The sequence below is a fragment of the Corynebacterium pseudokroppenstedtii genome (assembly GCF_019754945.1).
GTDB lineage: Bacteria > Actinomycetota > Actinomycetes > Mycobacteriales > Mycobacteriaceae > Corynebacterium > Corynebacterium pseudokroppenstedtii.
Genome location: NZ_JAEUWU010000002.1, coordinates 485,139 through 505,186, shown reverse-complemented (window position 1 = coordinate 505,186; position 20,048 = coordinate 485,139). Strand labels below are relative to the sequence as shown.

Genomic DNA, 20,048 nt, shown 5'->3' with positions numbered 1-20,048 from the left:
CTAGGCCGGGTGCGTCTCGCCTGACTGGAACCGTCGGACAAGCTTTTCGGTAGCACCTTCGACATACTCGGCGGCGTGCTGAATGGTGTCATCCTTGTCACCCGCTCGGTCTGACACCTCAGCGAGCCCAATGACATCCGATATTCCGGCGTCCCCGAGCTCGTCATTCTGAACGTTGACTGCTCCTGCAACAGCCACGGCCGGAATGCCACGAGTCCCAGCCCGGCGCGCTGCTGCGACGGGTACCTTCCCGGACAACGTCTGTTGATCTAAAGAGCCTTCGCCGACGATCAGCAGATCGGCTCCGGCTTCTAAAGCTTCGTCAAAGCCGTTGAGCTGGGCAACGGCATCAAAGCCGGGAACGGTCACAGCGGAACACGTCGCCGTCAAGCCAGAGGCGAAACCGCCCGCTGCGCCCATTCCTCCATTGCCTGGATCAAAGTCTGCGTTGAGACGAGATAAACACGCTGCCCATTGGGATAGTCCTTTCTCCAGTACGTCTATTTCCTGGAGACCTGCACCTTTTTGAGGTGCATAAACGGCGGCCGCGCCGTCTGATCCGAGGAGGGGGTTGGAAACATCCGTGGCGATGATGATGCGGGCACAATCAGATTCGGAGTCAGAATGATGGAGACGAAGGGAGGGCATGAGATCCGACGTGTCAATCGCGCGGGCGTGGCACAGGCCTTTGCCTCCGGGCGCAACGTCATTGCCATCGGCGTCGAGGATGCGGGCTCCGAGTGCGCGAAGTGCCCCACTTCCGCCATCGGTGCAGGCAGAACCGCCAATCCCGCAGATAATAGTTGTTGCGCCGGCGTCCACCGCCGCCCGAATTAATTGCCCCGTACCGTAGCTGTCCGCTCGCAGGGACGCGTCTGGCCCCGGGGTGATCCACGCCAACCCACTGGCTTCCGCCATTTCGATGACGGCAATGGAATCGTGGTCCTCGTCCCTGTTGTGGCCATCAGAGCGCTTAGTGAATTCATCCATTCGACTCGTGTGAGAGCCACTGGGGTCGCGGGCCTTCATGAGGACCCACCGTGCGTCATGGTCGTCGCCAAGGGGGCCGCATACCCTCGTTACACGCAGGTCAGCATCATAATCCCCACCAATACGACGACCTCGACGGGACGCTGACAAAGCAACCTCGACAAGGCCTTCGCCACCGTCGGACACGGGAATTGTCATGCATTCGGCGCGCGGGAGAGCACGCTTCACACCACGCTCCATAGCCTCCGCTGCCTCCGCGGCGGTGAGCGATCCCTTGAACTTGTCCGGGGCTATCAGTACGCGCATAAGTGCCGTCCCTGTGTTAACCGGGTGCTACCGAGTATCGGGTGCTACCGGGTTCTACCGAATGCTGCTGGTGCGGCTATGAATTCGAATCTGGAACGGACTGAACCTGCTGTCCCTGGTCAAGCTGGGTCGAACCAGTCGATCCGCTCGCGCTACCCGAGCTGGAGCTTTGGCTGCTCCCCGAAGCGTTTGTACTTCCCGCGCTCGAACCGTTGGAACTCGTTCCCGCACTTCCCGAAGCATCCGCACTTCCCGACGATCCCGACGGTACCGCATCGGAACCGTCACTACCAGGCGCTCCACCACTGCCCAGAGCAACCATCGCATCTGACAGTGCCTTTTCCAGCTGCCCTAAGGTGGTCCCAGCGTTCTCACCCAAAAGCCCTTGGAGCTGGTCTTTCGGAAGCCCGCCGTTCTGAGACACTTCGCTCACGGCCCGGACAAGCTGGTCAGCCAATTGACCACCGAAGCCCTCTTCACGGATCGTGTCCCACAGCTGAGACAGCGACACCGTTCCGGCCGCCACGCCCAACGTCGCCACCAGAACCGAATCCGGAATGGGGACGTTGAACGAATTCCCAATGGTCTTGAGAACAGGGTTTGAGCTAGTCTGCAGCTGATGCTGGATGTCGTTGGACACGCTTGCCGACGCCACATCAGCGTCCACGGCTGGTTTCACCGTGGTGGCCACACCGCCAACCGGGGTGTCTTCCTTCATGCTCTTCGCCAGCGAGGCGAGCTCGGAGTCCGATCCGTCGTACTTGTTCAAGTCGACTTCGGTGTTAACACCGTCAACGGACCCTGAACCGGAGTGCTGCCAGAATGTGACGTGGTTCCAGCCACCGGGGATGGTCGATGGCAAGGAATCCTCGTAATACGCCAGCCACAGCGGCATGTCGGAGAACTCCGTGGTGTTCCCCATGTTGTTAATCCAGAAGCTGTAGTAGGTGTACATGATCGGCGTGCGGCCGGTCTGCTTCTCGACCTCATCAACCCAGTCACGGACCCACTTTTGCAACTGGGATGGGCTTAAACCGCCGGTCTCCTCCAGGTCCAGAGCTGGGGGTAGCGACGGCTGCGGCTGGTTGGCTAGTTCTTTCGTGTAGAACTGTGCCTCTTGGCGCGGATCTCCACCGGGCCGGGCGTAGTGATACGAACCAATCGTCAGGCCAGCGGCTTTGGCTTTCTTCGAATCGGATGAGAAGTATGGGTTGGTGTAACTCGTACCTTCCGTGGCCTTAATGAACGCGAACGACTGGTTGTCGTTGGCCACTGAATCCCAGTCGATCGCCTGCCCACCGAAGTGGTTGTTGCTCGAGACGTCGATGCCGTTGAGGGCATCGGCTGGCGTAAACCCGGTCGCCGTGGACACGAGGGCGGCCGTCGTCAGTAATGAGCCTGTCATAAGGGCTGCGCCGGCGAATTTCCGGTGTTTCATCGTTTTCGGGAACGGATTGAGCCCCGGGATGATTCGACGGAACCGGGTACGCGAACGTGCGGCGGAGGGCTTACGCAAGTCAGACATGGCCACACTTTAACTCATTAGACACATAAACAACAGGCGAAACACGCTACTCATGCGATTACTTGTGTATCATCGCTTTCTCTACCTGGCACAGCGGGGGTCGACATGACATGACAATTGCCGACGAAAGCACTGCACGGGACAAGATGGCCGCCTCATTGCGCAGCGGTCGTCGGCACTGATGGATACTGAGTGTCACGCACGGGGATCAGATCCCAGGCTTCTTTATGGCTAGGCAGGGGACGTTTCTTATCTCTCTTCGCCTTCGACCAGTTTTTAACCAGAAGGACGATGGTCACAGCGAGCAGAGCAAGCCAGTCGACGATGACGGCAACCAGCTGGAGTGAACTCGGCCATTGGAAATTCCACCATCCATGGAACACAATCGCGCCGAGCACGCTACCGATGCCCACCATCAACCGCCACAGCATAGATTTGTTGGTCAGCATGAGGGCGCTGGCAATTCCGAAACCGGCCAGACCTGCACACATGGGATGTAAACCGAACCCCAACCCGGTGCGGAGGATCCACATTTCGGTGGCCCCTTGCACGTCTGAGGTGGCGTTATAAAGGGCGCCACCACCGCTGTACACAAAGTTCTCCATGACCTCGAACCCCATGCCGACGGAAAGACCGGCCAACAGCCCGTGCCACGGCCTATCCCACACGCGTCGCGCCATGAACAAGATGACAAAAATGCCGAGCGCCTTGGCGAGCTCCTCCGGAATCGCGCCCGTTGCGGAGGCTTCGAACCGCCCCAAGCCCGCTTCCTTCAGGATGTCGGAGAACGCGAGCTCCGTGATCATGACCGTAGAGATGACCATGAATGCCCCCCAGTAGAGGCTCACGATCACCCAGATCAGGCTGCCTTTTCTCCAGATCGGCAGGAATCGCATGATGGCGAAGAACACGGTGAGGTAGATCACGGCACCCACCACGCCTACTGCAACAGCGTCGGGTGTTTCCGCAAGAGTCATGGCAGACATGAGACCGCCAACGACCAGGCATACCACCGCCAGAACGATGTATGTCCAGGTGAATACGTCTTTTCGCATTACGCCTCCCCCGTGTTTGGTAGGTGTTCGTCGGACTCTCCGCGAGAGTCATTGTCACTGGTGGCCGACTTCGTCAGGGCCATGCGCACGGCATCGGTTTTCAGGCCACGCGCGGAAACAATTTTGCTCATTGTGGTAGCTAGGGCGTCATCGTCGGTGCTGCTCACGGTGGCGATAATGGTTGTTGACTTATCGTCCTTCTTGGTGAAAGCCGCCGACACCACTTTCTTCGCGTCCGGTTTGGTGACGGATTCCTTCGGTTCCAGGGCCGTCACAAGCGCGTCCCATTCACCATTGGATGCCTCCGTGGTGGGCAGGTCACCGTTGATTTTGACGTGGGCGGTAGCCCGGATGCCACGACGGAACACGTGGTCGACATCGTCGTTGCCTGTCATCGTGGCCGTATCGATCTTGACATTGCCGCACTTGTAGGTGGATCCGTACGGGTTGTCGTCCGACTGGTCGTAGCATTCTCCCAGGTTAGGCCCGGTAAAGTTCGTGCTATCTTTCATTCCGACGGTGATATCCCCGCCGTGTTTATCGCCGGGATAGTCGCCCGGCGCGCCCTTATCGACAATGACCGGTGCGGCTAGTAGGCCTCCAACGACGATTAACGACGTGGCCCAAATCGCGGTTTTCTTTGACCCTTGCGGAAGGGGTTGATAACGGGATGCGTCGGCGTCGAGTTCCCGAGCCGTGTTAAGGTCGCCGGCTGCGTCAGGATTTTGACCTCCCCCGACGCCTCCGTCGACGCCTGCGACGGTGCTGTGCGTGGGTGGCTGCCCCTCTTGTGGTGCGTCCCCCCACGGCGGTATGTCGTGTGTTTTCTCGCCACTCATGACGAAGGACAATAGCAGCACAGTGAGACATCAGGCTGCCTGCGCGCGTAGTTTTTGTATGGAAAGCACCACAGAATGACGACCGGTGGGTAGTATCTGGGTGATGACCTGCCCATTTACCCGCTTCTTATAGCTAATAAAATTCTATTTTGTAACCAAAATCACCTGGGCTGTGCAGCCCACACATCACCACAAGCGCGTGCCCGCAACCCCAAACCGGCCCCGCTACCCACTATGGTTGCGTGACTACATGTCCCACCCGCCCGCTATCATTCCTCACACATGAAAGGAAGGTCATAACCGTGAACAATCCCGAGCCCACCACACCATCGGATGACAAATCATCACAGAACACGCCAGCGCAGAACAATCACTCAGGCGAAACTTCAATCCCTGACAATATTTCCGAGGCCCCAGCTACTCGCCCTTCACCCAGCGACGATCTCTACCGGTACGTGTCCGGATCGTGGCTATCGCACCACCCCATCCCCGACGATCGCCCCGTCGACGGCACCTTCCACACACTCCGCGACCAAGCAGAAGAGGATGTCAACGCGATTATCAAAGACGCCGACCCCACCACACGGATCGGCGCGGGTTTCGCAAGCTTCATGGACGTCGACGGCGACAAGGGTGTCAACCAGGCCGGTTTTGCTCCGCTGAAGGACGATCTCGCACGCATCAACGTCGATAATCTTGAGGATTTTGCGCGGGCGCTCGGCGCGTTAGACGTCGTCGGGATTGGCGGTTTGGCCGGTTATTACGTGGCGAAGGCGTCGGATTCCCCCATCGACGCGGCCTATTTGAATCAGGGCGGGCTCAGCCTTCCCGATGAGGCCTACTACCGCGAAGAGGCTCACCGGCCCATCGTCGAGAAGCTCAAAGAGCACATTGCGACGATGTTCACGATGGCTCGCGATGCCACCAGCGGCCCGGAGTGGCAGGACTCTCCCCTGGTCCCGGCAGAATTCGCCGACGCGTCGAATGAGAAGTTGGCGGAGGCCATCATTGAGTTCGAAACGCGCCTCGCGAAGGGCCACTGGAATGTGGAGGACACTCGCGACGCGCTCAAGACGTATAACCCCACCTCCGTGGACGATCTGCCCACCGGTTTCCCGTGGAAAACATGGCTGGAAGCGACTGAGTTGTCGACGGACACGATCGTGGTTAGCGAACCGAGTTACCTGGAGCATGTGGCGACGCTGGCCCAGGAAACGGATCTGTCCGTGCTGAAACTGTGGGCGGGGTGGCAGATCTTGACGCAGCGTGCGTCCTTGCTGGCCGAGGACGTGAGCCGCGAGTCGTTTAACTTCTACGGGCGCGTGTTGTCGGGCTCGACCGAGCAGCGTGCCTGCTGGAAACGCGCGGTGTCGTTCCTTGATGGCAGCATTTCCGACGATATCGGCCGGGAGTTCGTGGCACGCCATTTCCCGCCAGAGCACAAGCAGAAAATGCTGTCCCTCGTGGACTACCTGCTGAAGGCATACCGCCAGCGGATTAGCAACCTCGATTGGATGACGCCAGATACGCGGGATCGCGCGCTGGAGAAGCTCGGCACTTTCCGCGCCAAAATTGCCTACCCGGATCAGTGGAAGACCTACGACGGCCTGGAGTTTTCCCCTCATGGCGAGGATCTAGTAGCTAATTCCCGACGTGCGGCGGCGTGGCGGCACCGGTATGAGATCGCCAAGGTGGGGAACCCGACGGACCGGTCCGAATGGGTGGCTCCAGCCCAAATGGTCAACGCTTTCTATAACCCGGTAGTCAATGACATCACTTTCCCCGCCGCGATCCTTCGCCCCCCATTCTTTAATCCTGACGCGGATATGGCCCAGAACTTCGGTGGCATTGGTGCGGTGATCGGCCATGAGATTGGCCATGGTTTCGATGATCAAGGCTCCCAGTTCGACGGCGAGGGCAATTTGAACTCGTGGTGGACGTCGGAGGATCGAGAAGCCTTTGAGAAACTAACGGGTAAGTTGGTGGATCAATTCAACCCGCTCATCCCGAAGGGCCTCGAGCAACGCGGGTTGACTGCCCAGCACGTCAATGGCCGTTTTACCCTCGGCGAGAACATCGGCGATCTCGGTGGCTTAGGCATCGCTGTGGTTGCCTACCGCCTGTACCTCGAGGACCAAGGGCTTACCCCCGAGACATCCCCGGAGATGCCGTTCCTTCTTACCGACGGCACCGCCTTGGCACCGCTGGGTAAAGAGTCGGACGCGGACACTGGCATGAGCTATGACGACGCGCCCACGTTTACGGCCATGCAGCGATTGTTCTTGGCCTGGGCAAATGTGTGGCGTACAGCAATCCGCCCGCAGCTCAGTGCTCAGTTTTTGGCGATCGATCCGCATTCGCCCTCAGAGTTCCGGTGTAATGTGATCGCCCGAAATATCAACGAATTTGCTGAGGCTTTTGACGTCCGCCCAGGTGATGGAATGTGGCTGGAACCGAAAGACCGTGTTCAGATTTGGTAGCCGTACCACTGTGAGCTCACTCGTTGTCGATGGTGAGTGAAGAAATAATGAGGTGACAGATGGGGAACGCCTTTGAGCGTCTTCGGCGACTATATTCACGCTTCGGCCCAGCCCTGATCGGCCAGGCGCTGAACTTTGTGGCCATGGTGATACCGGTGGTGGCAAAACAGCCGGGGATGGTGGCGTACATGCTGTTTCCGGTCTCCTTAGGCATGATTGTGTCCCGCACGATGACGTTGAGTTACCACAGTGTGTATCTCCGGCTTCCCGACGAACGCCTGTCTTTTTCGACGGCGGCGTCGGGTTTTATGGCTTTGGTGGGCACCGCCGCGCTGGCTGTTGTCGGTGTTGCACTGATATGGATCCATCCTGCGTGGTCAGCGCGGGTGCTGTGGGCAATGCTCGCGACAGTGGCGATCACTGTGTACAACATGTACGTGGCGATCACGATCCGCGAGGACAGAATGGATGTGTATTCGCGGGTTCGTTTTCTCTATGGCGTGGTGAACATTGTGGCAACGTGCGTGGTTGTGTTTGCCATCCCCGTCCGTGAGGGCCTCATTTATGTCGCTGCGCTGAACTACGTCGTGGGTGCGATGTTGTTGGCCCGGGCAACGAGCCAGCGGGTAGGGACAGCCATCAAGCAGGAATGGTCGTCATTAGTGTCGTTTCCGGCGGTCTTTGCGTCCCCGTTGCGTTCCTACATCCGAGAGCACAAGGAAGCGACGACGGGCACATTTTTCGGCGATATTGGCTTCCAGATTCAAGGAATGGTCACCCCGGTCCTGGGCTCCTATGCCAACGCATGGGCAATTGTCGTTCGTCTCTACGGTGGTTTTTTGACTCTGGCACAGCAGGTGGTGTCCCCCAGCTTTGAGGCTCCTGCCTCAAAGGCAATCCGTAACGACGATCTAGATGGTTACCGCGTACAGCTGCGCATTGCGACGATTGTAGCTGTGATCCTCGGAGTGGGAACGGCATTGATCCAGTATGCGGCGATTGTGTGGAACGATCGTGCGTATATTGGGGCGGAATACCTTCCGCTGTTTGTTGCGCTCTCGCTCTACGCGACCACGGGTATGGTCTCCGCGATGCTCTCGAAATACCCGGTCATTGTGGGCAAACAGCGGGGGTACATGGTGTGGAGTGGCGCCCGCGCATTGCTATTCATGCTCGTCCCGCTCGTTTTCCATGGGGGACCAGTCGTGTACCTGTTCTGTGCGATTATGACGGTGAGCATTGTTGCGGTGCCATACCTATGTTCCCCAGTTTCGACACAGGGACGGCACGCTAAGGTCTGACGGGTGGCGGCACGCCCAGGTCTGGTTGGACGCGTACCATGCCGTGCGTAGGTACGCGGGCTGATCCTGCACCACGTCTTTAACTGCGCGTATATCCTGCGTCTTTCACAACACGATCCAGCGCCTCTACCCCAGCGTGGTGTACTCTCTGGGACACGAATCCGGAAATAATGACGCGGTACGTACGGCCTTCTTCGAAACTGCCAACTAGTAAGGTTCCTAACCCTTGTGTTCCAACGGCGATTTCTTGGGGTTCATCAGCATCTAGGCGGTTATAGGTCCACATGGTGGTGATAGAGGAAGGGCTAGTGGCGGATCGGATAGCCATCGTAGGCAGAGGAACGGCGCGTGGCAGGTGAAGGAGTTGCTTTACCAATTGCGGCGCGGCGCTCAGAGCTGCACGTGTTACCGCGAATGGTGATTTTAAGCGTTCTTTTGTCGCGGCGATGTCGGATTCACGCGAGCCCCCAACGGTAATGCGCGACCTCACGAGAAGATTTCCGCCACGGTTGGCCACGATTTTACTGTTGCGACGCAGTCCGACAATGAGCCAAAAACCATTAGGGTCTAGATAACCAGTGCCGTCATCAAGCCGGCTGTTGAGCTCATTCCACCAATCCCACGCCAAAGGAATAGCCCGTGGCTTCTTTTCCTCCGGGCCTTCCCATGTGTACATCATGGTTGTGGTGAGTAACTCAGCCGGGGCAGTTTCCATGGGCTGCCGGTGGTCTATGTGATGATCCGGGGACACTTTTTCAGCGCTGAGAACATCTTTTACACTGCACAGAGTTGCTCGTGGGTGCCTGATGAGCGTTTCTACCCAGGCACCGAACTGCATGAGGAATGTGGCGTCGCTACGGGCGAGTTTTCGCGGCGCGACTGTGGTTCGACCGTTTTCTTGCTTGTCGTAAGCATCGTCGGCGAACCGTCCACATGGCCACGTGGATCCCATGTATGCGTACACGCTTCCGAGGCGATCTCGCATCGTGGGACCGTCGCCCCACATGTGATGAATAGCGAATCCCCGCCACGCTCCACGTTGATAAATAAAAATATGTGTTAGTGGCCGTTTATCCTTGTTGGCTAGATCGTGACACATCAGAGTGATGAGACGAGCTGGGGCTGCTGGGTCATCAGAAGCGTTCCACTCCGTGACTGAATTGTCTAAGTTGACAAAGTGGACTTCACTTCCCGGAAAGCCTTCCGCAAGCATGTCGACGATGATGCGACGGTGGCGTTGACACTGCGTGTCATCACTGCCGAATAAGGGTGCACGTCCGTCGGTGGGAATCGTACGCAAGGACCATGTCCCATCCCAGCGCCAGTCCTGAAATAGACCCTTTAGGCGACGGCGAAATGTCGTTCTATCTGGGAGAATGGTCATTTTTATCCGTTTCTTTGACTCAGCTCCGGGCATAACTTATGCAGCTTTAGCTACTGCTGTCATTGTGTCGCACCGCTCTACTTTTCCTGCCGTTTCCCGTGTCGACGCTGGACTAGTCCACTTTCCCTCGACTGGCAGCTACTACTTTAGAGATAACCCTAGGTGCCTTATTTTCCAAAGTCAGTACAGCCGGTGATAACCCCGCATTCTCCCGGCGGTGCCCCCACACCGTGCACGGAGCGTTTTGGTGTACGGGACTGGTGTGAATGTGTTGTACGGCTACTTCTGCACCGGATCCCGGCGGCCAAGCCGTACCTTCTTGACTTCACGACCATTCTCGACATCGCTGTCTTTGAAGCCAAAGAAATACGTGAGCACAAAGGATACGACGAGGGCTGTGGCCGAGGCGATGAGGTAGCCCCAGAAGTTAGCGCCGATCCCCACTCCTGACGGGAGGAACGACGGGAAACCAACGAGCGAGCCGGTGAATGCGTACATGGTGACGTTAAATGCTCCAGTGAGGATTCCGCCTGCTGCTCCACCTATTGATGCCATGATGAACACGCGCCCGTATTTGAGGTTGATACCGTACATGGCTGGCTCGGTGATGCCACAGAATGCGGAGATCGCTGCGGGACCTGCGAGCTCTTTGATCTTGAGAAGTTTGGTCTTCAGGAAGATGGCTAGCACAGCACCGCCCTGGGCAACCATGGTCGCGGAGATGATCGCATTGATGGGGGAATCTCCACCGGGGCCGGATACTTGGTCCGTAACAATAGGGATAACAGCCCAGTGCAGGCCGAAAATAACGAGGCACTGGTAGAAACCACCGATAATGAGCCCTGAGATTGTGGGTGAGATGTGGTAGATCCACATCAGGCTGGACGCAATACCTTCCGAGACAAACATGACGGCTGGCCCCAGGACCAGCATGATGGCCAGCGATACGATGACGACTTCACACAGCGGGACGAAAATCATGCGGAGCACCGTGGGGATGACTTTCTTCAGCCACGGTTCCACAACGGATGCTAGCCACGCAGCCACGATCATCGGGAAAATGGAGTAGCTATACGACGCCATGTGGAATGGCAAACCGAAGAATTCGGCGTTAAGCGACATGCCAAGCAACGACTTGTCCCCCGATTTTGAGGCCATGTCAACCAAAGTGGGGTAGGCCAAGACTCCACCGACAATCGAGACAATAATAGGATCGGATCCGAGTCTTCGGGCGGCCGTGAATCCGACAAAGATGGGCAGGAAGTAAAAGACAGCGTCACCCATGGCGGCAATGATGATGTAGGTCTGGGTGCTATCATCTACCCATCCTGCCTGCACTAATAGGGCGAGGATTCCTTTTAAGATACCGGCGGCGGCCAGCAGGCCGATAACGGGGATCATCGACCCTGTAATCACGCCGATCAGAGAGCTAAATCCCAGTTTGGCCCAGCCCCACAGAGTAGTAGGACGTTCTTTAGGTTCCGCATCAGCTGCATCTGTTGTGTCGACGTCGCCGAGCTGTTTAGTCACGGCGTCGTACACATCTTCGACGGCGGGGCCGATGACAACTTGGTACTGCCCACCTGCTTTGACAACGTCGATCACACCGTCGGTGTCACGGACAGCCTCATCGTTGGCTTTGGATTCGTCTTTGAGGTAGAAGCGCACGCGGGTGATGCAATGTGTGAGCGAACTGATGTTGTCTTTGCCACCGATGTTGTTGATGACGTCCCATGCGGTGGCGTCGTAACCAGAAAGATCGGCTGGACGTTCGGCAGCGCCACTTCCCTGATCAGTAGCGTTGCCTTGTCCTGCGTTGGCGCCCTCGTCAGAGGCTACGGGTACGGACGCCGGTGTGGACCCCGCCGTAGCTCCCCCGGTTACACCGGCCGCACTACCCCCCTGTGCACTGCTCGTCGTCGATTTCTCTGCGGACTTGGGCTTTTTCAGAGTGGCAGCCGCTACGGGGTCACCCGATGTGACGGCCTTGTGCGTAACTTTGAGGTTGTCGAGCTTCTTCGCCGTGTTGGTAATCGCGACAATGACTGTGGTGCCTTTGCCCGCCGATTTAATGACGTCGACGTCCATGATGCCGACTTTGTCCCCGGCGTGGATCTGGTCTCCGCGGGAAATCGTCATGTCGAAGGGCTCACCTTTGAGCTCGACGGTGTCGATCCCTAGGTGGACCAGGACTTCAAGCCCGTTTTCGGTTTTGAGCGCGAATGCGTGGCCGGTTTTGGCGACCATCATGACTTTGCCCGATACCGGCGCTAGGATCTTCCCGCTTTTTGGTTTAGATATTCCTAGTCCGTCTCCAACGACTTTTTCGGAGAACATGGGATCGGGGACGTCTTCAATGGGGATGACCCGTCCGGACACGGGAGCGACGATTTCAACGACATTGTCTTTCCCCGTCGCGGTTTTATGCGGCGCGGTCTGCGATGTCGTGACGTCCTCGGAGGGGCGCTCGGAAGGAGTATCGGTCATGTGTCTACTTCCTGAATAAGTGAGCCTTCTTAGACTTGTCTCTGTCAGCTTACCCATAGACAACGTGGCACTATGACCTCGCATCCGGTCTTGGGGCGACATCGGGCGGGATCAGTGCGGCATCGGTTCAGCATCGGTGCAGTATCGATCGTGCAACCACGGCGCGGTAAGCACAGCAGTGTGCCGTCGTCACACATTCTGGCGGTGTCCATCAGCGCGCATTAGCACCCTCGTTGGACAAGCACTTTCGCGACGCCCCCGGTTTGATATGCCCATTCCCATATCGTGTCTTTCCAGCTCAGCGGGGTTTTATGATATCCGACGTCAAGATCGCCGCTGTAGCAGCGTCCGATGATCATCCGGGCGCGGGCGACGTGATATTTCCCGGTCGCGTACACCATGATGTGTGACCATCCGTGTTCCTCGGCGAGCTTTCCGATGGCCTGCGCTTCGCCTCGCGTCGTGCTTGGGTCGGGGTGGATGCAGTACACGGCGACGCCGGGTTCGGGTGCGCAGATCCGTGCGCCGAGTTCAGGTTTCTCGGTGTAGGGGTCTGAAATGACGAGGTTTGTGGTGTGGTCGCTCGCTAGACTTCGTGTTGCCTCGTAAGTATCGACGCCACCATGGGGGCCACCGAGTTGCACGATGGCGTCCACGTGGGCGGGTTGTTTATCGACGTGGGGAAACCATAAAAAGCGCGCTGCAAAAATGCACCATGCGAGGACAACGATCGCAGCGATAACCGCGATAGCGCGGCGTACAGGGTGGTGCCGTCGTATGTGGGAACGGTGAGACGGGCGCATTCAACCTCGGCTTGGTGTTTGGGCGGGCATGAAACGGCTGGCGTGAAACAGCGGGCGTGGAACTAGGCATCCTGGGCATTAATAATGGCCTTGACCAGTGCTTTAACGTTGTCGCGGACTTCACGGCTGATGCGCATGAAGTCGTCATCGTTTTCTGTCACTGGGTCGGGGATGTCCGGGCCGTGGGCGTCGAGTATTTCTTTGCCGGCACGGGTAGCGCGAAGGTGCGCAATGTCGTCCGGGAAGTGGACTGAATCGATCGTTGACCAGGCTGCGAGTTGCCTTAGTGTGGCTGCTTTCTTGAGGAGGGCGGGTGCGATGCGGAGTGCCTGTTCGACGTGGGCGGTTTCCATACCGACGACGATGTCCGCGCCCGCGAGGGCTGCCCTGTTGAGGCGTGTTGAGGAGAAGCCGTCGGCGTTTATGCCCTCTTCGGCGAGGAAGCGCAATGCCCGTGGGTCCATGGGTGTTCCGCGGTGAGCGTGTGTTCCTGCGCTGGAGAATTCGAGTGCCGGGGAGGACGAATTGGCTGCTTGTTGGCCTTTTGTCTTCGCCTGGGCGGCGAGTTCATTGGCATACGAACGCGCGACATATTCGGCCACGGGCGACCGGCATTGGTTGCCGGTGCAGACGAAGACGATCTTCATAGGCCTCTACCCTAGTCAGTCGTCCTTCTCGTCGCCCTTTTTAGCTTCCTCGGTGTCATCCGTGGCTGTGCTCTCGTCGGTGTCGGCAGGCGTTGTGTCCTCGACAGCATCGCTCCCGGTGGCTTCGGCCTCTGCGGTGTCCTCACTGGTGTTCTCGTCGACATCGGTACTCGTGGAATCTCCGGTCGCGTCGTCCTCGGAGGTACTGACCTCGTCGACATCCTTCTGCTCATCGACGTCGGCCTTGTTCAGACCGGCATCATCCTGCCCAGACTTATCCTTTTCAGTCTTCTCTTCATCACCGACGCTCGTCGTCGAACCCGCGCTCGTCGCCGAAGATGCAGGAGCCGCAGCCACAGCCGCAGCCTTATGTTCGCTTTCCGATTCATACCTGGAGTAGGACCCCACGTATCGCCCTTCGTCGGACTTTTGTGGCACGGCCGTCAGAACAGTACCGATGATCGGCGCGTGCACCGCCCGCAGTGATGCAAGCGTGCGGGTGACGTCATCGTAGTTACGCTTCCCGTATCGAACAGCAACGATAACGGCGTCGACAGTGGTAGCGACCAACGCACCGTCAGTCACGGGCAGGATCGGTGGCGTATCCACGATCACCCAGTCGTAGCGCTCTTGGAGTTCGTCGAGAATGTGGCGGAATGCTTGGCTTCCCAGGAGCTCACCAGGGTTCGGGGGTGTCACACCTGCAGCAAGGACGTCCAGCCCTGCGATCTCGGTTTCCTGCAGAACATCGGCCACGTCGGCGTCGCCAGCCAGCGCTGTCGACAGGCCCACGGAACTGTGGATGGCACCGCCAAAGTAGGTCGTCATCTTGGACCGCCGCATGTCCGCATCGACCAGGCACACGGTGTCGCCGTCGGCGGCCAGGGCTCCGGCGAGGTTCAGACTGGTCATGGACTTGCCGTCAGCGATCCGCGCACTCGTCACGGAAATAACGCGCGGGGGGTTATCCACGTTGACGAAGCGCAGGTTAACGCGCAGCTCGCGGAATGCCTCGGCCGGCCGGACGCGGTCATCGTTAAAGTCCAGGGGCTTGGTGCGCTGAACCTCCGGTATCACCGGCACGCTCCCCAGCTTCGGCAGCCCCGTGCGCCGCTCAAGTTCCTCACTCGACCGCACCGAGCGATCCAAGAAGAACCGCAGCGCAACAAGCATGCACGCCACCAAGAACCCGAGCACACCACCGAGAATCAGATTCATCGCCATTTTTGGCGACGACGGCTCCGCCGCTTTTTCCGGGCTATTGATCAAAGAAATCCTGGGGGCCGTCGTGGACTGCTGGTTCGAAGTCGTGCGCGACCTCGAGTTGCCGTTGTCGTTGTTGTCGGTGCGCGCTTCTAGTTGCTCGGCCTGGTTGGAAAGAACCTTCACAGCATCCGACGCTATTTTTTGCGCCTGAGCAGCGTCGGTATCCGTGGCGGAAATCTCCATGACCACGGTGTCTTGAACGACGGTCGCCTCAAGTTCCTTCGTGAGATCCCGCGGCGTCATGTCTAAGTTGAGGTCTTTGATGACCTGCTCGGCAAGGACGTCGCCGCTGACGAGCTGCGCATAGGACTGCATCCTTTGCTCAGCGAACTGGGTGCTTTGGTAGGCGTCGGAAATAGATCCGTCGCTTTCTACTGAGACGAAAACCGACGCTGTCGACGTGTATTTCGTCGGCATCAGCATGGAGACACCCCATGCGCCGGCGACACCCAGAACGATAAACAGCGCAAGGATCCACGCGTTACGGCGGATTACTGCCCAAATTCGTCGGACAATCTGAGTCCGATCCTCTTCAGGAGGCATAGCGATACCCGCGGGGTGTGGGTAGGCATCGACGTTGTCACTGTACTGCGGGTAAGTCATTTAGCTCTCACTTTGACGGGCTGAAGGGTGGTCACTCGGTCGGTTGGATGCTGAAGGAGGATGGGATGGTGGCGATAGCTGAGTTGGCGTCGGCAATGGTGGACTTGCCACACCGCGCCCGGCACCACTTCCCCCTGCCACACCGCGCTCTGCCGCACGTTCAGCACCTCGCTCCCCTGCCGCAACAATGAAGAACAACGGGATCAGCGGCGTGAGGTGGCGAAGCGCGGACCCGTAGTCTGGTTCGAAAAGTCCTTGTACAACAGCAAATGCAGCGATCAAGCATATTGCTCGCGCCACGAGCGGGGGTCGATGGTCGCTGCGCAGCCACTGCCGGACCGCGTGGAAGTAGCTCGCCCAAAAACTGGCGATCACTACGAAAATCACCAGGTAATAGGGCGATAGTTTGGCGGCCAGGGTGACGGGGAACATCAGCATGACCGTCGAGAGCACAACATTGACTATTCCCGCGATCGGTTCGGGGTGCTCGACAAAACGGCCGATCAGGGACCCCGTGTCGGCTCCTCGGCCCGCGTTGACCAAGGTGCGGTAGTGGTCCGCGGGGAAACCACGGGCCACGATAACTAACGACGCCACCAACGAACACGCCAGCATCAGCAGGATGAACCGGCGGGTCGTGATCCACTGACGGGACAGCGCGGTGTTAGAGACGAAGAGTCGGAGCCCAAAGAAAAAGACGGCGATGAGCACCCAATACGGGCGGAAATAATGGCCCAATGCAGCCATGACGACCGCGAGAACACAGTCCCATATCCACGCTGATTGCATCCCCGTCGGCACGGCCGCGACGACGATGACCACGGCGCTGATAATGATTTCCTTGGTATAAACCCCCTGGTAGACGCCTACAAGGAGCGAGTAGAGAACGAGCGCGCCGACGCTAAAGGCGGTCACGCGGATTGGTCTCATTCGCCAGAGAACGACGGCTAAAGCGCAGTGCGCAATAATGACGCCGAAGAATCCGGCCAGCGTCGGAGAGTGCGCTAACCCGAGCGCGTGATACACCGACGTGATGGTGGCGAACGATCCGTAGTCTTCGTATCTCACGAGGCCTGGTTTCGCCAGAAGATTCTGAATGACTTGTGCGTCGCGGTCGAATTTCGGCGGTAATAAATGTGAATGCAAACCACTGATGGCCAAGGAGCACAAAAGCCCGAGGAACCAGAACACAATGATGTCCTCGGGCGAAAAAAACGTGTGATTGTCGCGAACCTGACTTCGGGGCGTAGAGCTGCGGCGACCACTTGCATTAGTGGAGGGAGCAGCCCGCATTCTCGTGTCCTTCGGTTATTAGTGAATATCTATTAGTGGGTATCGCGCGTCGTACTCGTGCGTAGGTTCGGATCGCGGCGGATATTGGGGGTGAATTGGGTCGGTAGCGTCGGTACGCGGTAATTAATAAGTTTTATTTACCTGAAAACCGACGGTAATTCTATCCTTATTCTCCCCCCGCTTTCGAATAGCACTCATGGAGCGCATCCGTGAGAGTCGCCACGCTGTGATTGTCCTGGACCTTTTCCCACGCATTCCGAAGTGCCTCGGGTTCGTCGATCGCCCTGATAACTTTGCGCGCAGCGTCGTCAACCCCATCGAAACGCGCCTCCGCCGGACACTCCCGAAGAGCAGGGATGTTTTGGACCAGCACAGGCACGCCGATGTCGTTCATCTCGAGCACGGCCATGGGGTACCCGTCCCACAAAGCCGTATGAAGACCGACGTTAACCCCCGCCAAGCGCGAATACAGATCGTTTTTGTCCAGCCAGCCCGTGACGTGAACCCCGGCGCGCTGCAGCGACGCGGTGAGGTCAGCGTCCCCACCACCAAGCCACTGGAACTCGACGTCGGGCCGCTCCCGATGCACCCGGCGCGCAATGGCAGCGAAGAGTTCCGGGCTGCGCTGAGGGGTGACTCGCCCTGAAATCGCAACGCTGGGCGGTTCGGTAGGGTTCCATGTCACCCCGGTCGACATCGTGGCGTTGGGTATCACTACCTGCGGTATTCGACGGTTGAGCCGTCGGAGAACGTCGCCTTCCCACTGTCCACATGGCGCGAAGACGGAGGTTCCCCACGACAATGCCCATTCGGCGGAATAGAACACCGCACGGTGTAGCGCCGAGATGTCTTTCCGCGCAAAGGCCACACCGTGGGGTGTGTACACCGTGGGTGTGCGGCGCTTACTCCCACGCAAACGAGCGAGGCGTACGTACGCGCCAGCAAAGCTGGAATGGGCGTGGATCACATCCGGTGCGACCTCGTCGCGCACGCGGCGGACAGTGTCGATGGCTGCCCGGTGGTGGTCCGGAAGGCGCCACGACTGACTGAATAGTTCGGGGTCGGGTTCATCTGGGGAATTCGCGCGCCGGGCGGTGTAGAGCACCATGTGTTCGTGTTCGGGCACGAGTGAGGCGTACATATTGATGGCCGTGGCAACGCCTCCGGCGAAGCACTCTGTGACGTGGAGTATTTTCATGTTCTCTGGTTCGTGGGGGTCTCGTTACGGTCTCGGCAGCTGGCGGGGGTGGTTCCCGCGTTCATGGCGGGGGTTGATGTCAGTATTAATTGTTGCGGTTGTGTGGTGCGTACTCAGTATGATCCTCGATATGTTCATCTTCCAGGATGCGCCAGCACGCAGGGCCGAAAATGGGTTGCACGGCCTGCTCAATGTCGGTTTTCTTGCCGTCGTGATATTTCGGCTTTCTCAGATTGCGGGGAAGCGTCTGCCTCTTTTGGGGTCTTTGGTTAAGCAAGTTAATCATGTAGTGACAGGGGCTGATCTGGCGTGGGAGGTGTCCGTCGGACCTGGTTTTATGTTGTACCACCCCACCGGCGTTGTGATGGGGCGTCGGGTGAAGGCTGGTGCCAATGTGAAGGTGCAGTCCTCGGTGACTATCTCCGAGGCACCACGCGGGCAAGAGACGATACTGGGCAATAATGTTCGTTTAGGTGCAGGTTGTCGGATTATTAAGCCTCTTTCACTTGCCGACGATGTGTCCGTCGGAGCAAATGCTGTGGTGACAAAGTCATGCGAGCGGCCTGGTGCTGTGCTGGTGGGCATTCCCGCGCGCGAGTTACCTGCGAAGTAAATCCAGCAAGTAGGAACCATACCCGGATTTAACTAGAGCTTCTCCCCGGTGGCGGAGTTGATCGTCGGTCAGGTGACCCATGCGCCACGAGACTTCTTCTGGGCTGCCGATCTTCAAGCCCTGTCGAGATTCAATGGTGCGCACAAAGTTTCCCGCGTCCAAGAGTGAATCGTGCGTTCCCGTGTCGAGCCACGCCGTTCCTCGGGGGAGGACTTCCACCGTGAGTTTCCCACTATCTAGGTAGCGCTGGTTGATATCGCTGATCTCAAGCTCACCACGGGTGGACGGAGAAAGGTCTTTGGCCATGTCAACAACGTCGTTGTCATAGAAATAGAGGCCGGGGACGGCATAATGAGATTTCGGATGTGCTGGTTTTTCTTCGATTCCAAGGGCGCGGAATTGCGTGGCAGACGGCTTCTGGTGGCGTGCGGTACCTTGGTGCTCGAATTCGACAACGCCGTATGCGGTGGGGTCTTTTACCCAATAGGCGAAGATAACGCCACCGTCCGGTGCGGTGTGGCGCCGGAGTTGAGTGCCCATACCAGGCCCGTAAAAGATGTTATCTCCCAAAATGAGGCAGACGGGCTCATTTCCGATGTGCTTTTCTCCTAGCACAAATGCTTGGGCAATTCCTTCTGGAGAGGGTTGTACCGCATAGGAAATCGAGATACCGAAGGCGGATCCATCGCCCAAGAGTCGGTGAAACGCAGTGACGTCATGGGGGGTAGTGATGACAAGGACATCGGTAATACCCGCCAGAATAAGGGTGGATAGCGGGTAGTAGATCATAGGTTTGTCGTAGACGGGGGTCAGCTGTTTGCTGGTACCCAATGTAATTGGATGTAAGCGGGTTCCGGTCCCGCCCGCCAAAATGATGCCCTTCACGCTTACCAGCGTACCTAGCTTCCGGCTATCTATCCGATAACACCCTGGGCCCGTCTGCCCAATGGGGCTCATCGGTGTGATGTCGTCGGCAGGATACTGCGATGATCTTCGTAGATTCTGGTGCCATTGCGGCGAAGTAGTGGATGTTTCACGTACATCCCACGTAGACAAAACGCAGAGTGCTCAATTTCACAAAAGCGTGATTAGAATTTATAGAAATATCCTAACAAAGCTTCGGAGGGCTTATACGACTCGCTGAATTGCATCTAAAAATTAACGCTAGCAGCACCAATCACACAAGACACAACGTCGCAAAAACAGCCCTCGACATGCACTTGAACCGTGAAACTCGCTATTCCTTGTTTCCTATGTA

Annotated in this window: 15 protein-coding genes; 3 read left to right on the top strand and 12 right to left on the bottom strand. The window is 57.9% G+C overall.

Annotated features, from left to right (window positions below; all coding sequences use genetic code 11):
* From JMN36_RS05190 to JMN36_RS05175, 4 genes are all read right to left on the bottom strand, one after another.
* The gene (locus JMN36_RS05190) at window positions 1-1,296 is read right to left on the bottom strand and encodes a glycerate kinase (RefSeq protein ID WP_204087806.1); all 1,296 of its coding nucleotides are present in this window, start codon (window positions 1,294-1,296) and stop codon (window positions 1-3) included.
* Window positions 1,297-1,372: 76 nt separating this feature from the next.
* Entirely contained in the window at window positions 1,373-2,821 is a 1,449-nt protein-coding gene (locus tag JMN36_RS05185) for a glycoside hydrolase family 25 protein (protein WP_204087805.1), read from the bottom strand.
* Window positions 2,822-2,976: 155 nt separating this feature from the next.
* The gene (locus JMN36_RS05180; RefSeq protein WP_221923960.1) at window positions 2,977-3,876 is read right to left on the bottom strand and encodes a PrsW family intramembrane metalloprotease; all 900 of its coding nucleotides are present in this window, start codon (window positions 3,874-3,876) and stop codon (window positions 2,977-2,979) included.
* The gene (locus tag JMN36_RS05175) at window positions 3,876-4,715 is read right to left on the bottom strand and encodes a hypothetical protein (protein ID WP_204087803.1); all 840 of its coding nucleotides are present in this window, start codon (window positions 4,713-4,715) and stop codon (window positions 3,876-3,878) included. Before JMN36_RS05175 ends, JMN36_RS05180 begins: the two co-directional genes overlap by 1 nt.
* A gap of 302 nt (window positions 4,716-5,017) precedes the next feature.
* Here JMN36_RS05175 and JMN36_RS05170 point away from each other — a divergent pair, with 302 nt between their 5' ends.
* Together JMN36_RS05170 and JMN36_RS05165 are read left to right on the top strand one after the other, a co-directional pair.
* On the top strand, window positions 5,018-7,195 hold the full coding sequence (locus tag JMN36_RS05170) for a M13 family metallopeptidase (protein WP_236883002.1): 2,178 nt from the start codon (window positions 5,018-5,020) through the stop codon (window positions 7,193-7,195).
* Between the two features lie 59 nt (window positions 7,196-7,254).
* The gene (locus JMN36_RS05165) at window positions 7,255-8,496 is read left to right on the top strand and encodes a hypothetical protein (protein WP_204087802.1); all 1,242 of its coding nucleotides are present in this window, start codon (window positions 7,255-7,257) and stop codon (window positions 8,494-8,496) included.
* A gap of 79 nt (window positions 8,497-8,575) precedes the next feature.
* Here the strand turns inward: JMN36_RS05165 and JMN36_RS05160 are convergent, their stop codons facing one another.
* The 7 genes from JMN36_RS05160 to JMN36_RS05130 form a co-directional block, all read right to left on the bottom strand.
* Window positions 8,576-9,880, bottom strand: coding sequence for a hypothetical protein (locus tag JMN36_RS05160; RefSeq protein WP_204087801.1), 1,305 nt, complete (start codon window positions 9,878-9,880; stop codon window positions 8,576-8,578).
* A gap of 279 nt (window positions 9,881-10,159) precedes the next feature.
* Complete coding sequence (locus JMN36_RS05155) at window positions 10,160-12,367, bottom strand: PTS sugar transporter subunit IIABC (protein WP_221923959.1); 2,208 nt, start codon at window positions 12,365-12,367, stop codon at window positions 10,160-10,162.
* Window positions 12,368-12,588: 221 nt separating this feature from the next.
* Window positions 12,589-13,170, bottom strand: coding sequence for a YdcF family protein (locus tag JMN36_RS05150; RefSeq protein WP_204087799.1), 582 nt, complete (start codon window positions 13,168-13,170; stop codon window positions 12,589-12,591).
* A 62-nt stretch (window positions 13,171-13,232) separates the two neighbouring features.
* On the bottom strand, window positions 13,233-13,817 hold the full coding sequence (locus tag JMN36_RS05145) for an arsenate-mycothiol transferase ArsC (RefSeq protein ID WP_204087798.1): 585 nt from the start codon (window positions 13,815-13,817) through the stop codon (window positions 13,233-13,235).
* Window positions 13,818-13,832: 15 nt separating this feature from the next.
* A complete protein-coding gene (locus tag JMN36_RS05140; RefSeq protein WP_204087797.1) occupies window positions 13,833-15,686 on the bottom strand; it encodes a tyrosine-protein kinase domain-containing protein in 1,854 nt (617 codons plus the stop codon).
* Window positions 15,687-16,979: a hypothetical protein gene (locus JMN36_RS05135; RefSeq protein ID WP_221923958.1), complete on the bottom strand. Its 1,293-nt coding sequence runs from the start codon at window positions 16,977-16,979 to the stop codon at window positions 15,687-15,689. It lies immediately after the preceding gene.
* A 166-nt stretch (window positions 16,980-17,145) separates the two neighbouring features.
* Window positions 17,146-18,177: a glycosyltransferase family 4 protein gene (locus JMN36_RS05130; protein ID WP_221923957.1), complete on the bottom strand. Its 1,032-nt coding sequence runs from the start codon at window positions 18,175-18,177 to the stop codon at window positions 17,146-17,148.
* 130 nt (window positions 18,178-18,307) lie between these two features.
* On the opposite strand from JMN36_RS05130, the gene JMN36_RS05125 reads away from it, so the two are divergent.
* Window positions 18,308-18,790 (top strand): serine O-acetyltransferase, encoded by a 483-nt coding sequence (locus tag JMN36_RS05125; protein WP_204087794.1) that lies wholly within the window; start codon window positions 18,308-18,310, stop codon window positions 18,788-18,790.
* Here JMN36_RS05125 and rfbA read toward each other — a convergent pair.
* On the bottom strand, window positions 18,776-19,675 hold the full coding sequence (rfbA, locus tag JMN36_RS05120; protein WP_204087793.1) for a glucose-1-phosphate thymidylyltransferase RfbA: 900 nt from the start codon (window positions 19,673-19,675) through the stop codon (window positions 18,776-18,778). The two genes, JMN36_RS05125 and rfbA, sit on opposite strands and share 15 nt — an antisense overlap.
* Between the last annotated feature and the right edge of the window lie 373 nt (window positions 19,676-20,048).

Bases quoted from the DNA above. Each gene is read 5' to 3' on its own strand.
- JMN36_RS05160 (WP_204087801.1), bottom strand. From the start codon at position 9,880: ATGACCATTCTCCCAGATAGAACGACATTTCGCCGTCGCCTAAAGGGT.
- JMN36_RS05140 (WP_204087797.1), bottom strand. From the start codon at position 15,686: ATGACTTACCCGCAGTACAGTGACAACGTCGATGCCTACCCACACCCC.
- JMN36_RS05165 (WP_204087802.1), top strand. From the start codon at position 7,255: ATGGGGAACGCCTTTGAGCGTCTTCGGCGACTATATTCACGCTTCGGC.
- JMN36_RS05180 (WP_221923960.1), bottom strand. From the start codon at position 3,876: ATGCGAAAAGACGTATTCACCTGGACATACATCGTTCTGGCGGTGGTA.
- JMN36_RS05175 (WP_204087803.1), bottom strand. From the start codon at position 4,715: ATGAGTGGCGAGAAAACACACGACATACCGCCGTGGGGGGACGCACCA.
- JMN36_RS05155 (WP_221923959.1), bottom strand. From the start codon at position 12,367: ATGACCGATACTCCTTCCGAGCGCCCCTCCGAGGACGTCACGACATCG.
- JMN36_RS05150 (WP_204087799.1), bottom strand. From the start codon at position 13,170: ATGCGCCCGTCTCACCGTTCCCACATACGACGGCACCACCCTGTACGC.
- JMN36_RS05130 (WP_221923957.1), bottom strand. From the start codon at position 18,177: ATGAAAATACTCCACGTCACAGAGTGCTTCGCCGGAGGCGTTGCCACG.
- JMN36_RS05135 (WP_221923958.1), bottom strand. From the start codon at position 16,979: ATGCGGGCTGCTCCCTCCACTAATGCAAGTGGTCGCCGCAGCTCTACG.
- JMN36_RS05145 (WP_204087798.1), bottom strand. From the start codon at position 13,817: ATGAAGATCGTCTTCGTCTGCACCGGCAACCAATGCCGGTCGCCCGTG.
- JMN36_RS05125 (WP_204087794.1), top strand. From the start codon at position 18,308: ATGTTCATCTTCCAGGATGCGCCAGCACGCAGGGCCGAAAATGGGTTG.
- JMN36_RS05185 (WP_204087805.1), bottom strand. From the start codon at position 2,821: ATGTCTGACTTGCGTAAGCCCTCCGCCGCACGTTCGCGTACCCGGTTC.
- JMN36_RS05190 (WP_204087806.1), bottom strand. From the start codon at position 1,296: ATGCGCGTACTGATAGCCCCGGACAAGTTCAAGGGATCGCTCACCGCC.